Source organism: Erwinia sp. AnSW2-5, assembly GCF_045107195.1.
Classification (GTDB): domain Bacteria; phylum Pseudomonadota; class Gammaproteobacteria; order Enterobacterales; family Enterobacteriaceae; genus Erwinia.
The window spans coordinates 1-15,027 of the sequence record NZ_JBJGXA010000021.1 but is presented as its reverse complement, the minus strand read 5'-3'; the positions used below and the strand labels follow the sequence as shown (position 1 = coordinate 15,027).

The 15,027-nt window shown below is 58.4% G+C and carries 6 protein-coding genes; 4 read left to right on the top strand and 2 right to left on the bottom strand.

The annotated features are described in order from the left end of the window. Positions 1–222: 222 nt before the first annotated feature. Positions 223–3,051, bottom strand: coding sequence for an excinuclease ABC subunit UvrA (gene uvrA, locus ACFL9S_RS15585; RefSeq protein WP_405262800.1), 2,829 nt, complete (start codon positions 3,049–3,051; stop codon positions 223–225). Between the two features lie 251 nt (positions 3,052–3,302). Between uvrA and ssb1 the strand changes: the two genes are divergently transcribed. After that, positions 3,303–3,863: a single-stranded DNA-binding protein SSB1 gene (gene ssb1 / locus ACFL9S_RS15580; protein WP_405262798.1), complete on the top strand. Its 561-nt coding sequence runs from the start codon at positions 3,303–3,305 to the stop codon at positions 3,861–3,863. 81 nt (positions 3,864–3,944) lie between these two features. On the opposite strand, the gene ACFL9S_RS15575 is transcribed toward ssb1, so the two are convergent. Beyond that, positions 3,945–5,336 carry an amino acid permease gene (locus ACFL9S_RS15575; RefSeq protein ID WP_405262797.1) on the bottom strand — a complete coding sequence of 464 codons (1,392 nt, stop codon included), beginning with the start codon at positions 5,334–5,336 and terminating at the stop codon, positions 3,945–3,947. A gap of 534 nt (positions 5,337–5,870) precedes the next feature. Here ACFL9S_RS15575 and ACFL9S_RS15570 point away from each other — a divergent pair. The 3 genes from ACFL9S_RS15570 to ACFL9S_RS15560 all read left to right on the top strand — a co-directional run. Continuing rightward, entirely contained in the window at positions 5,871–7,595 is a 1,725-nt protein-coding gene (locus tag ACFL9S_RS15570) for a ShlB/FhaC/HecB family hemolysin secretion/activation protein (RefSeq protein WP_405262796.1), read from the top strand. Positions 7,596–7,665: 70 nt separating this feature from the next. Then, complete coding sequence (locus ACFL9S_RS15565) at positions 7,666–10,323, top strand: filamentous hemagglutinin N-terminal domain-containing protein (protein WP_405262795.1); 2,658 nt, start codon at positions 7,666–7,668, stop codon at positions 10,321–10,323. Between the two features lie 31 nt (positions 10,324–10,354). Next, a partial coding sequence (locus ACFL9S_RS15560; RefSeq protein ID WP_405262794.1) for a hemagglutinin repeat-containing protein occupies positions 10,355–15,027 on the top strand: 4,673 nt, incomplete at its 3' end.

The following is a 15,027-nucleotide window of genomic DNA, read 5'->3' as shown; positions in this document are numbered from 1 at the left end:
GGGTTAGGGGTATATCCAAAACTCGCTAAGTCTTGCCTGTTTCTGCAAGATTTTGTGGGGATTATAAGAAAAATGCAGCAAATCGCTGAGAAAAATACCGTTGGTGATAGCGGGTCGGGCATGCCCGACCCCTACGAAAACCGAAAACCGAAAACCGAAAACCGTAATCGTAGGGGCGAGGCATGCCTCGCCCGATGCTTTGCCGATGCCTCGCCCAAATAATTACCGCTGTAACAACGGCTTCAGGAAGCGGGCCGTGTGCGAACGCTCGCACTCAGCCACCGTTTCCGGCGTACCGGACACGAGGATCTCGCCGCCGCCGCTGCCGCCTTCCGGCCCGAGGTCAACAATCCAGTCAGCGGTTTTGATCACATCAAGGTTGTGCTCAATCACCACGATGGTGTTTCCCTGGTCGCGCAGCTGATGCAGCACTTCCAGCAACTGCTCAATATCGGCAAAGTGCAGACCGGTAGTCGGTTCGTCGAGGATGTACAGCGTTTGGCCTGTGCCGCGTTTCGACAGCTCACGCGCCAGCTTCACGCGCTGCGCCTCACCACCAGAGAGCGTGGTGGCCGACTGGCCGAGGCGAATATAGGACAGGCCGACATCCATCAGGGTTTGCAGCTTACGCGCCAGCGCAGGAACGGCATCGAAGAACTCGCGGGCTTCTTCAATGGTCATCTCCAGCACTTCGTGAATGCTCTTACCCTTGTACTTCACTTCCAGCGTTTCACGGTTATAGCGTTTGCCTTTGCACTGGTCGCAGGGCACGTAGATATCCGGCAGGAAGTGCATCTCTACCTTGATCACGCCATCACCCTGACAGGCTTCACAGCGCCCGCCGCGCACGTTAAAGCTGAAACGCCCCGGCGTATAGCCGCGCGTGCGTGACTCCGGCACCCCGGCAAACAGCTCACGCACCGGGGTGAAGATCCCGGTATAGGTGGCCGGGTTTGAACGCGGCGTACGCCCGATAGGGCTTTGATCGATGTCGATCACCTTATCGAAATGCTCCATACCAGAGATGTCACGGTATGGCGCGGCTTCGGCAATGGTGGCGCCGTTCAGCTGGCGCTGGGCAATCGGGAACAGGGTATCGTTGATCAGCGTCGATTTCCCGGAGCCGGATACGCCGGTGACGCAGGTAAACAGCCCGACAGGCAGCGTCAGGGTGACGTCCTTCAGGTTGTTGCCGCTGGCGCCGGTCAGCTTCAGCACCTTCGCCGGATCGCCTTTGACGCGCTGTTGCGGGATGGCGATGCCACGTTTGCCGCTGAGGTACTGCCCGGTAAGGGAGGACTCCACCGCCATGATGTCATCCACCGTCCCTTCTGCGACGATCTGTCCACCATGCACCCCGGCACCGGGACCGATATCGATCACGTGGTCAGCTGCACGGATGGCATCTTCATCATGCTCGACCACAATCACGGTATTACCGAGATTACGCAGGTGAACCAGGGTTTCCAGCAGGCGTTCGTTGTCGCGCTGATGCAGGCCGATAGAGGGTTCATCCAGCACGTACATCACCCCCACCAGGCCGGCACCGATCTGGCTGGCAAGACGGATACGCTGGGCTTCACCGCCGGAGAGGGTTTCCGCAGAACGTGACATCGACAGGTAGTTCAGGCCAACGTTGACCAGGAACTTCAGGCGGTCGCCAATCTCTTTCAGCACTTTCTCAGCGATTTGGGCGCGCTGGCCGCTGAGTTTCATATTCTGGAAGAACTCCATTGCGTGACCGATGCTCATATCTGAGATGGTTGGCAGCGTGGTGTTCTCCAGGAAGACGTGACGCGCTTCACGACGCAGACGTGTGCCGCCGCAGCTGGTACAGGAACGGTTGCTGATATATTTCGCCAGCTCTTCGCGCACCGCCGACGATTCCGTCTCTTTATAGCGGCGTTCCATATTGTGCAGCACGCCTTCGAACGGATGGCGGCGCACTGAGGTATCGCCCCGGTCGTTGACGTACTTAAATTCGATGTTCTCTTTGCCTGAGCCGTAAAGGATCACTTTGCGGTTGTAGTCGCTGAGTGAACTGAACGGCGCTTCGATATCAAATTCCAGATGCTCGGCCAGTGAGCGCAGCATCTGGAAATAGTAGAAGTTACGGCGATCCCAGCCGCGAATAGCCCCGCCAGCCAGCGACAGCTCAGGGTTCTGCACTACGCGGTCAGGGTCAAAATACTGCTGCACGCCCAGCCCGTCACAGGTCGGGCACGCCCCGGCCGGGTTGTTGAACGAGAACAGGCGCGGTTCCAGCTCATTCATGCTGTAGCCACAAATCGGGCAGGCAAAGTTGGCTGAGAACAGCAGTTCTTCGGCGCTGGTGTCGTCCATATCGGCGACGACGGCACTCCCGCCGGACAGCTCAAGCGCGGTTTCAAACGACTCAGCCAGACGCTGGGCCAGATCCTCACGCACCTTAAAGCGGTCAACGACGACTTCAATGGTGTGCTTCTTCTGCAATTCCAGCTTCGGTGGATCGGACAGGTCGCAGACTTCGCCATCAATACGGGCGCGGATATAGCCCTGGGTCGCCAGGTTTTCCAGGGTTTTTGTGTGCTCACCCTTACGATCTTTCACGATCGGGGCCAGCAGCATCAGACGGCGGCCTTCCGGCTGAGCCAGCACGTTATCCACCATCTGGCTGACGGTTTGTGCCGCCAGCGTAACGTCATGATCCGGGCAGCGCGGCTCGCCCACGCGGGCAAACAGCAGGCGCAGATAGTCATGAATTTCAGTGATGGTGCCGACGGTGGAGCGCGGGTTGTGCGAGGTCGATTTCTGTTCAATCGAAATCGCCGGTGACAGCCCTTCGATATGGTCGACGTCCGGTTTTTCCATTAAGGAAAGGAACTGGCGCGCATAGGCGGAGAGCGACTCTACGTAGCGACGTTGCCCTTCTGCATATAGCGTATCAAACGCCAGCGAGGACTTGCCGGAGCCTGACAGGCCCGTAACGACGATCAGTTTGTCGCGCGGGATGGTCAGGTTAATGTTTTTCAAATTGTGGGTGCGGGCACCCCGTACTTCGATCTTATCCATTCACAATTCCCGGATTAGCACAAACCTCACCATGCCTGCCCGGCACGGCCAGAAAGAAACGCGTTAGTATGGCACAAAAAAACCTGAATGGATAACCAGTGTTTTGCCGTAGAATGCCATACAGCGCGATGTAATAGTGCAACGAACAGCGGTGTTTTTCGAGGCATCTCCTAAATGTAGGATCTGGGGGTATGCCATGATAGAATTTTGCGCTTAGACTTAAGTCAGAACATTTAACCGGAGACAGCAACATGGCCAGCAGAGGCGTAAACAAAGTAATTTTAGTCGGAAATCTGGGTCAGGACCCGGAAGTTCGCTACATGCCAAATGGCGGTGCCGTTGCCAACATTACTCTGGCCACCTCCGAATCCTGGCGTGACAAGCAGACCGGTGAAACCAAAGAGAAGACTGAGTGGCACCGTGTTGTGCTGTTCGGCAAACTGGCCGAAGTGGCCGCTGAGTACCTGCGTAAGGGTTCTCAGGTTTATATCGAAGGCGCACTGCAAACCCGTAAATGGACTGACCAGGCTGGCGTTGAGAAGTACACCACTGAAGTTGTGGTCAACGTTGGCGGCACCATGCAGATGCTGGGCGGTCGTGCTCAGGGCGGCGGCGCACCAGCAGGCGGCGGTCAGGGCGGCAGCAGCAACAACGGTTGGGGCCAGCCACAGCAGCCGCAGGGCGGCGCACAGGGCGGCAACCAGTTCAGCGGCGGCGCGCAGCAGTCTCGCCCGCAGCAGGCACCACAGCAGAACAGCGCGCCTGCCAACAATGAACCACCAATGGACTTTGACGACGACATTCCTTTCTAAATCGAATGTTATGTCGCTCAAAGCAAAAAAAGAGGCCATCAGGCCTCTTTTTTTATGCATGCAATGAGCTTACCCCTACCTTCAGAGGCTATTGGTTTCAACAATCGAGCCGACTTGCGCCGTGTATTTCTTTTTTCTTAACTGATAGCTCAGGGTCAGCAACAGCAGCCAGACGGGGATCAGCCAGACGGAAATCTCAATGCCCGGTGTCATAAACATAATCACCAGAATACCGGCCAGGAACAGCAGGCACAGGATATTGGTCAGCGGATAACCGAGGCTGGCGAAACGAGTTTTCTGCCCGGCAGCGTGCATGGCGCTGCGGAATTTCAGGTGAGTGATGCTGATCATCGCCCAGTTGATTACCAGCGCAGAAACCACCAGTGACATCAGCAGTTCGAAGGCTTTGCCCGGCATCAGGTAATTCAGTAGCACGCACAGGGCGGTCACCAGCGCCGACACGCTGAGGGCGTTGAAAGGAATACCGCGACGATTAATCTTTGATAATGACGCCGGGGCATTACCCTGTTTCGCCAGGCCAAACAGCATACGGCTGTTGCTGAACACGCAGCTGTTATACACGGACAATGCAGCAGACAGCACCACGGCGTTGAGCAGCGTGGCGACCAGGTTGCTGTCGAGTGCGTGGAAAATCAGGACGAACGGACTGCCGCCTTCGACCACTTTCTGCCACGGATAGAGCGACAGCAGCACTGCCAGCGCGCCCACATAGAACAGCAGGATGCGATAGATCACCTGATTAGTGGCTTTCGGAATGCTTTTTTGCGGATCGTCGGCTTCGGCGGCGGTAATGCCAATCAGCTCAAGCCCGCCGAAGGAGAACATGATCACGGCCATCGCCATCACCAGCCCACTGATCCCATTAGGGAAAAAACCACCGTACTGCCACAGGTTCGCGACGCTGGCGTCAGGGCCGCCATGACCGCTGGCAAGCAGCCAGGCGCCAAAGCCTATCATGCCGACAATCGCCGCGACTTTGATAATGGAAAACCAGAACTCGACCTCACCGTAGATTTTCACGCTGGTCATGTTGATAAGATTGATCGCAACAAAGAACACCCCCGCCGAAACCCAGGTCGGGATTTCTGGCCACCAGTACTGAACGTAAATCCCCACGGCGGTAAGCTCTGCCATGCTGACCAGCACATAAAGCACCCAGTAATTCCAGCCGGAGACGAAACCGGCAAAGCTGCCCCAGTATTGGTTAGCGAAATGGCTGAACGAGCCAGCAACCGGTTCGTGAACCACCATCTCACCGAGCTGGCGCATGATAAAGAAGGCAATAATGCCAGCAATGGCATAGCCCAGCAGAACCGACGGGCCTGCCATTTTGATGGTTTGCGCGATACCGAGAAACAGCCCGGTGCCGATTGCGCCTCCCAAAGCAATCAGCTGAATATGGCGATTTTTCAAGCCTCTATGCAGCTGACCTTCTGACTGATGGTTATCCATGTATGCTCCCCAGCGTATTGATATTTGTCTGCATGGGAATTAGCAATTCCTGGGCCAGCGGAGGAGATGTGATCGGGGGGATATACTCAATGCAATGAAAAATAAGGGTAATTATTTTCATGCTTAATTCACAGTGCATGCATGCAATGCGCTTAACGCACTGATGTTGTGCTTTGAATGAGGTGTTTGCGCACGAATTGAGCGGCAAATGCCTCTTTAGTGACAGAGGTGAACCATAAAGGTGCAGGGTGATGAGCAACGCTGTGCATCCTTACAGATTAAGTCTTACTCAGTATGCGGTCTTTTCTTTAATTAAAATGACTTATCCCAAATTCCATAAATATATAAATAACCTACCTGTATTATTAATTACCTGAACATTTAATAGTAAGGGGTTCTAATTTATTCTGATAAAAAAGCCTCCGTGAAAATAATCAAAATCGAACAAATCCTCGCTTGATTTTCATTTTATTGAATGGATAATATACGCAAATTACATTGTGTTACATGTGTTTAAAATGGACTTTCATTAGCATGACTTTATGTTTGCGTTTCTTTCAGCAGGGATTTGCTACATGTGCACTTATCAGTGCTGTGCTCGCCTGTACACCTGTCGCCTTCGCGGCAGCACTCCCTGACAACGATACCCGCAAGGGTGCAACGCTGGATGCCCAGGAACAGCTGCGCCAACAGGCGCGGGAACGTGTACTCCAGCAGCAAAATGCCCCGGAGAGTGACGTTCGTCTGGCGCGCCCCGATGCCGTGACTCCTGACTACCCTGCCAACGAAAAACCCTGCTTTATGATCCACTCCCTGCGTCTGGAGGGCGATCTTGCGCCTCGTTTTCAGTGGGCGCTGGAAGCGGCAGAGGGGGCCAAAGGCCGTTGCCTGGGCGGGCAGGGCATCATGCTGGTGATCAACAAAGTGCAGAACGCCATCCTGGCTAAAGGCTTTGTCACCACCCGGGTGATGGCCCAGGAACAGGACCTGACCAAAGGCGCCCTGATATTGACGCTCCAGCCTGGTCGCATCGGGCGCGTTCATTTTGAGGAGCCTGTCTCCTGGCGCGCACGCATGTGGAATGCCGTGCCAGCGACCTCCGGGGAGGTGCTCAATCTGCGCGATATTGAGCAGGGTCTGGAGAACTTCCGCCGGGTGCCCAGCGCCACGGCCGATATCAGCATCCTGCCGGGTGACCAGGACGGCACCAGCGACCTGCTGGTGAACTGGAAAGAGGGCCGTCCGGTTCGTCTCAGCCTGGGGCTGGACGACAGTGGTTCACAAAGCACCGGGCGTTACCTCGGCTCCGCCACGCTGGCAGTCGATGCCCCATTTGCCCATAACGACCTGTTCTATGCCAACATCGGCAAGGATCTGTTTCAGCACGGTCCCTTTGGCAACCGCTCGCACACGCTGAACTACTCGGTGCCCGTCGGCTACTGGGGACTGGCCGCCAACTACAACAATTACACCTACCACCAGAATATCGCCAACGCCAACGAGGTGTTGAGCTACAGCGGCAAGAGCGACAATGTGCAGCTGACGCTCTCGCGCCTGCTGTTCCGCAATCAGCTGCACAAAACCACCCTCAATATGCGTCTCTGGCGTCGGCACTCCACCAATGCTGTCGAGGGTATTGAGATTGAACAACAGCGCCGCCGCACAGCGGGTTGGGAGCTGGGGCTTAATCAGCGCAGTTATCTTGGCAACGCCACGCTGGATGCCAACCTCAGCTGGCGGCTCGGCACCGGGGCATTCGGCGCCCTGCGGGCACCCGAAGAGGATACCCAGAGCGGCAGCGCCCGTACCGGCATTGCCCTGGGGGATATCAGCCTGAATCAACCTTTCACCCTGGGCCAGGAACCCTGGCGCTTCGTCACCAGCGTGCGCGGTCAGTGGAGCGCGAACCCGCTGACACCACAGGATCGCATGGCGATTGCCGGGCGTTACTCGGTGCGTGGTTTTGACGGTGAGCAGATCCTCTCCGGTGAGAAAGGGGTGATATGGCGTAACGAGCTGGCGTGGAATGTGCTGTCGCGCGGCCATGAGCTGTACGCCGCACTGGACTACGGTCGTGTTGACGGCCCCGGCACCCGCTATCTGGCAGGCCATCAATTGGTGGGTAGTGCGCTTGGCGTGCGTGGTGCGCTGTGGGACCGCTTCAGCTATGACCTGTTTGCCGGTGTACCACTGCAAAAACCCGACCAGTTCCATACTTCAGGGGCGACGGCAGGTTTCAGCCTCAACCTGGATATTTAACGTGGCCTGTCGCCAGTGCGACGGCTGCATTTTTGAGTGAACGGACAGTGCTCTTTCAGGGACGACTTCTATGAACAAACATTGCTATCGCCTTATCTTCAGCCGCACCCACGGGGAGCTGCGCGTGGTGTCCGAACTGGCCCGCAGTTGCAGCAGTGAACCCGGCCAGAGCCGTGGCATCGGTGCGCCGCGTCTGTGGGTAACGGTACGTCGGGTGGTCTGGATGCTCGGCCTGTCGCTGTTTGCCGCGCCAACGATCGCCGCAGGCATTGTCGCCGATGGTTCGGCCCCGGCGGGCCAGCGCCCTCAGGTGATCGCCACCCAGAACGGGCTGCCGCAGGTGAATATCACCGCGCCTAACAAGGCGGGGGTTTCGCATAACCAGTACCGTCAGTTCGACGTTGATAAACGCGGGGCCATCCTCAATAACTCCGCCTCAATGACCTCGACACAGCTGGCGGGCATGATCCAGGGTAACCCGAATCTCAAGCAGAATTCGGCCCCGGCGCGGGTCATTCTTAACGAAGTAAACAGCAATAATCCCAGTGAACTGCGCGGTTTCCTTGAAGTCGCGGGCGGGCGCGCGCAGGTGATTGTCGCCAACCCGGCGGGGATCGTCTGCGATGGCTGTGGCACCATTAACGCCGGGCGTATGACGCTGACCACCGGGAAAACCCAGCTGAACGCCGATGGCAGCCTGGCGGGTTATCAGGTGGAGCGCGGCACCGTGCGCATTGAAGGTGGCGGGCTGAATGGCGACGCCCGGCATGATACGGAATACGTTGATGTGCTGGCGCGCGCGGTCGAAGTGAATGCGGGCGTGTGGGCGAAACAGGGGCTTAACGTGGTGGCTGGCCGCAACCGCATCAGCGCAGACGCTAAAACGGTGACTGCACTGGCCACAGACGGCAAGGCGCCTGAACTGGCGATCGACATGGGACAGATGGGCGGCATGTACAGCGGCCATATCCGCATGGTCGGGACGGAAGCGGGCGTCGGCGTGCGTAACCAGGGCGGACATATACAGGCTGAAAAAACGCTGAGCGTGAGCAGCGAAGGCAAGCTCACCTGGCAGTCGGGCAAGCAGGAGGCGGTGACCGGGGCAGGCGGAGATATTCAGCTTACGGCCCGGGACAGCATTGAACACCACGGCAAGCTGCACAGCGGCGGCACGCTGTCCGTCGAAAGCCGCGAAGGTGAGTTGAAACAATCCGGCACCCTGGCGGCGGCGGGTGATGTCACGCTGAAGGCAAAACGCGGTATTGCCAGCAGCGGCAACCTGCTGGCAGGCAGTAATGCCAACAGCGTCCTGACGCAGGCTGCGGATCTCACGCTCACCAGCCAGGGCGATATTCAAGCCAGCGGCAATCTGTTGAGCAAAAAGGATGTGAAGGTCAGCGGGCAACGGGTTGATCTCAGCCAGAGTACGCTGGCTGCCCGCCGTGCCGGCCTCCATGCGCAGGCGGCGGGCGTGGCATTAAAAAATGCCAAAGTGGACAGCAGCGAACTGATCGTGAGCACCGCAGGAAACGTCGAGGCGCAGCAGGTACAGGTCAGCGCGGGTCGCTGGGATATCAACGCCGACAATCTCTCCGTTCAGGGTGGCATCTGGTCGCAGGTTGGGGACGCGGAAAGCCGTTTTGCCCTTTCTGGTCAGTTGGATAACACCGATGGCAGCATTGAAGCCCGGCAGCTGAGCCTGACCACCGCTACGCTGACCAACCAGAATGGTCGGCTGGTGGCACTCGACGATACGGCACAGCACTGGCAGGTCAGCGATTTGCTGGATAACCGCCACGGCGTGCTGGGCAGCAACGGCGATCTGACGCTGGCGCTGGAGGGCGGCCTGGACAACAGCGGCGGCCTGATCTTTAGCGACCAGCAGCTTGATCTGCAGGTGACGAACGCGCTGAACAATCAGGGCGGCACGGTGAGGAGCAGCGGCGACCAGCGGATTGTGGCCAGCCACATTAACAACCGCCAGGGACTGTTCAGCAGCGGTGCAGGGTTGGATCTGACGGCGCAGCAGCTGGATAACCCGGACGGCACGCTGATCAGCTATGGGAAGGGTGTGTACCAGGTTGCGACGCTGAATAACCTGCAGGGTAAGGTCCATAGCGGCGATGCGCTGACGATTGAGGCCGATGAGGTCAACAACCAGGGTGGACAGCTGGTCGCAACCCGGGCGCTGGATCTGCACGCCACGCAGCTGAATAACCAGGATCAGGGCAAAATCAGCAGCCAGGACGCGCTGACCCTGGAGGCGGAGCAGCTGAATAACCGTGACGGTGGCCTGCTGTTGGGCACCACGCATACGGGTGTTACGGCCCGCGCACTGGATAACCGCGCCGGGAATGTAAAGAGTGCGGGCACGCTTACCCTGTCACTGCTGGAGGCCCTGGATAACCGCCAGGGGCACATTGTGGCGAATCAGGCGTTGACGATCCAGGGGAACAGCCGCGCTCGCAGCGCCGTGGCGCCTGCTGACGACCTGAACAATCAGGGCGGCGTGGTGCAAAGCGGTGCGACATTAAGCGTACAGACCCAAACCCTTAACAACCAGGGCGGTACGCTGCTTAGCCAGCAGGATCTGGCCCTTTCTGTTCAGCAGGATTACACCCACCGGGCAGGTGACACCCTTAGCAGCAACGGCACTGTTACGCTTTCGGTGGCGGGCCTGCTGACCAATCTGACCGACTGGTTACTGCCTGGGGGGGCTGATCGTTAACAGCCAGAATCTCACTAATCAGGGATCGCTGGTGGGTAAAACGTTGCACCTGACCACCGGTATGTTGATCAATCGTGGACGGCTGGAAGCCGACAGTATGACGCTCAGCGTTGATACGCTGGACAACCCGGCAACCCTGATCGGCGATAATATTACCGTACGTGGCCGGGTGATCGACAACCACGGTAAGGCGGCGGTGATCGCGGCAACCGAACGTCTGGATCTGCATAGCGGGGAGCGTTTGACGAACCGCGATGGTGGCCTGCTCTACAGCAGCGGCAGCCTCTCCCTTGGCAGTGATGATCTGATTGAAAACCGCGCCAGCAGCATCGAAGCGGACGGTGATGTGACGGTGGAGGCCAAACGCCTGAACAACCTGCGTGAAGGGCTGGATATCACCCGTAATGCGACAAGCAGTAACTACAGCTGGCATCGCTACAACTACTACTGGCGTTCATATGGTTCAGGTGTGGGCCGCGATAAAAACACCATGACGCCAACCACCCAGCAGCTCACCTTTGAAGATGATACCGCTGCCGCCAGCAATCGTTACGGCACCTTGCTGGCTATCGATGCCGGGGCCAAACGTGCGCAGGTGCGGGTGAAGAATAATGAAGGGGTGATGACGGACCTGTGGGTCAACTACCTGGCCCTGAAACCCAATGCGGATGGCAGTTATGCCATGACGTTCTATGAAACGCGCGGCTATCGCCAGAATACGGTGCCAACGCCGTATCAAAATACCGTCTGGCGTGAACACGACCAGGGGCGTCTGGAACAGTGGGATCCGAACAAACACCTTGATATTGCCGATGCACCGTATGTCAGCGATTACAACAACCTGCGTGAGCGTTCGGTCACCGGCACGCTCACCCGTGACAAACTGGTGTCTGCGGGTATCGGGGCGCAGATCCTGGCGGGCGGCAATATGGTGCTGCGCGTCGCCGGGCAGTTGCTCAATGATGCCAGCACCCTCAGCGCGAACGGGAACCTGAATATTGCCGGTGCGAAGCATATCGTCAACAAAGGCTATTCAGTTAACGAACGTCGCCAGGAACATATTGTCGACCATTACGACCGCGACACTAACCACTGGTATCCCACCTTTAACCGTGATGAAACCACTGCGCTGACCACCATTGATGCCATTTTGACGGGCAATGGCGCGGTGACGATCCAGGGTGCCCGCATTGAGAACATGACGGTCAATCAGGCGCAAATCAGCAGCGTGGCAGCGGCGGAGAACGCAGCGCAAGCCGGGCGCGAAGAGTGGGAACGTAACCCGCTGACGGCCAACGAGGACGGCACCCAACCGTTAACGTCGGGTGAACTGGCGCTGGCCAACAAGCAGCAGCTTGATCGTGTGGCAACCGCCATTTCCAATAACGGCCTGTTCCGTCAGGATACGGCCAAAGGCAGCCCTTTCCTGGTGGTGACCGACGAGCGCTTTACCAGCCGCAGCAAGTTTATCAGCAGTGACTACCTGCTCGACCGGGTGGGATACGATCCGGCGCTGGTGATCAAACGTCTGGGTGATGGCTTCTACGAGCAGCGTCTGGTTCGCGAGCAGATGCTGGCGCTGACCGGGCGGCCGTCGGTGAAAGGTGATGACGCCATGGCGCAGTATCAGAGCCTGATGAACAACGGCAGCAAAGTGGCGCAGGACTTCCACCTTGTGCCGGGCGTGGCGCTGACACCGGCGCAGATTGCGGCGTTGCAACAGGATATCGTCTGGCTGGTGAGTGAAACGGTCGACAGTGCAGCAGGCCCGCAGACGGTCTGGGTGCCTAAAGTCTATCTGGCGAACAATACGGTGCGCCTGTCCGGTGACGGGGCGCTGATCGCGGGTGGCAACCTGCAACTCTCGGCCAACAGCCTCAGCAATGCCGGGAACCTGGTGGCGGACCAGGCGCTGAAGATTGATGCCGGCCAGTTCCTGCATCAGGGCGGCGATATTCGTGCCGACAGCATTAACGTCCAGGCCACTCACCTGACCTTGAGCACTAACCTGCAGGATGCGCTGCGCCAGGCCTCAATGAGCGCCAGTGACATCAGCCTGAGCGGCAGCGATGTGAAACTGCAGGGGGCGAAGCTGGATGCCACGCAGAACCTCAGCCTGAATGCACAAAACAGCCTGGAGATCGGCGCGGCCCGCAGCAGCCACACCGCCAGCCTTGAGGTGATTTCCGGGGCGATGGGCAACCGCACCCGTGCCGGGATGGAAGAAGCCGGCTCGCGTAAGGCCCAGGTCAGCGGTGAATGGCAGCAGGCGCTGGGCAGTTCGCTCAATGCCGGGGGCAACCTCAGCCTGAATGCCGGGCAGGATATTACCCTGCAGGGCAGCCAGGCAAAAGCGGGCGGCACCACCCAGCTACAGGCGGGCGGCGACGTGAAGCTGCTGGCGGAAACCACCACCAACACCACGCACCTGAAAGCGAACAGCAGTACCTCGTCGGTGCGTAATACCCGTCAGGAAGATCGCCTGCTGCTCAGCACCCTGAGCGGTGACCAGGGCGTGACGCTGGTGGCCGGTAACACCCTGCGGATGGAAGGCGCGCAGGTGGACAGCAAGCAAGGCAGCATCGGCGTGAGCGCGCAGGACGTGATCATCAAAGACGCGCGTCAGGTGGTGATCGACCAGGACAGCGAGAACAAACGCAAAGGCAAAACCAAAAGCCAGCGTGAGATGGAGACGGTGCGCGACAGCGGCATCGGCAGCACCCTCAGCGGCGAGAAAGGCGTGACAGTGATCGCCCGAGAAAATGATATCGCGATTGCGGGCAGCACCCTGCACAGTGAGGCGGGTGCCATTGCGTTGCAGGCGAAACAGGACGTGGTGATGAGCAGCGCCACCGACCGTGAATCGCAGTTCTCGGAAGAGCGGAGTGTGAGGAAAAAGTTCCTGTCGAAAAAAACCACCCGTACGGTAAAAGACGACCGTTCAACGCTGGAACAGGGTTCACTGCTCAGCGGCGAAAGTGTCACTATCAACGCCGGACGCGATCTGGCGGTGACCGGTTCCGCGATTGCTGCGGATAACGATGTCACCCTCGTCGCGGGCAACAACGTGAATATCACCGCGGCGACGGAGACGGAATCGCACTATCTGCTGGAAGAGAAGAAAAAGAAAGGGCTGCTGGGCAGCGGGGGTATCGGTTTTACTATTGGCAGCCAGTCCACGCGCCATCAGATAGATGAGAAGGGCACCACGCAGAGCCAGAGCGTCAGCACCGTGGGCAGCCGCCAGGGCAGTGTCAGCATCACCGCAGGCAACCGGGCGCATATCGGCGGTGCTGACGTGGTGGCGGGCAAAGATATTGCCATCACCGGCGACAGCGTACAGATAGACCCGGGCTATGATAAACGCAGCCGCACCGAGACCTTTGAGTCGAAGCAGAGCGGCTTTACCCTGGCGCTTTCCGGTGCGGTGGGCAGCGCGCTGAATACCGCGGTCAGCACCGCGCAGCAGGCGAGGAAAGAGGGCGACGGGCGATTACAGGCGCTGCAGGGAACGAAAGCGGTGCTGTCCGGGGTGCAGGGTGCGCAGGGCTGGGATCATGACAATGCTGTAACGGAAGCGGCCGATGCAAAAAATGCAGCAAATGGCGTGGAGAAAGGCGCCGATGGGGCAGAAAAAGGCGCGACCAACACGGTGGGGGTGAATCTCTCTTATGGCAGCCAGTCGTCGAAAAGCGAGACGACCATCAAAAGCAGCCAGTCGCAGGGTAGTACCCTGAACGCCGGGCAGAACCTGTCGATCACCGCCACTGGCAAAGGTAAAGGACCTGACAGCGGCGATATCAGCATCGCAGGTAGCCAGCTTAAGGCGGGTAAAGATCTGTCGCTGGACGCCAGCCGCGATATCCATCTGGTGTCGGCGCAGAATACTGAAAGCACCGACGGTAAAAACAGCAGTAAAGGCGGCAGCGTTGGTATCGGGATCGGAGTAGGCTCTGGCGGCTGGGGCATCAGCGTATCGGCGAGCGTCAATGCCGGTAAAGGCCATGAGAAAGGGAAGGGCCTGACGCATAATGAAACCACCCTGGATGCGGGCAGCGCGGTCAGCCTGACCAGCGGGCGCGACACCACGCTGAAAGGCGCGCAGGTCAGCGGTGAAACCGTGACCGCTGACGTCGGACGTAACCTGACGCTTGCCTCGCAGCAGGACAGTGACCGCTACGATGCAAAGCAGCAGAATGTCAGTGCGGGTGGGAGCTTCACCTTTGGATCCATGACAGGATCGGTGAATATCAACGCCAACCGCGACAAGATGAACAGTGATTTTGACTCGGTGAAGGAGCAGACCGGGCTGTTTGCCGGCAGCGGCGGCTATGATATTAAAGTGGGTGAGCACACGCAGCTGGACGGGGCGGTTATCGCCTCAACGGCAACAGCGGATAAAAACAGCCTTGATACCGGGACGCTGGGCTGGTCAGATATTCATAATCAGGCTGATTACAAAACCGGGCATCAGAGCGCGGGCTTTAACAGCGGTGGGCCAATAGGGGCCAACCTTTTAAGCAACGTCAGCGCCCTGCCGATATCGGGTTCCGGTAGCCAGGGGCACGCGGAGGGGGCCACCAAAGCGGCGGTGAGCGAAGGCAGCATCACCGTGCGTGATACGGCGAAGCAGCAGCAGGACGTCAGCACCCTGAATCGCGATACAGAGCATGCCAACGACGGCAGCATCACCCCGATCTTTAA

Excerpts from the sequence above, each read along its gene's own strand:
- uvrA (WP_405262800.1), bottom strand. The coding sequence starts at position 3,051 with ATGGATAAGATCGAAGTACGGGGTGCCCGCACCCACAATTTGAAAAAC.
- ssb1 (WP_405262798.1), top strand. The coding sequence starts at position 3,303 with ATGGCCAGCAGAGGCGTAAACAAAGTAATTTTAGTCGGAAATCTGGGT.
- ACFL9S_RS15575 (WP_405262797.1), bottom strand. The coding sequence starts at position 5,336 with ATGGATAACCATCAGTCAGAAGGTCAGCTGCATAGAGGCTTGAAAAAT.
- ACFL9S_RS15570 (WP_405262796.1), top strand. The coding sequence starts at position 5,871 with ATGACTTTATGTTTGCGTTTCTTTCAGCAGGGATTTGCTACATGTGCA.
- ACFL9S_RS15565 (WP_405262795.1), top strand. The coding sequence starts at position 7,666 with ATGAACAAACATTGCTATCGCCTTATCTTCAGCCGCACCCACGGGGAG.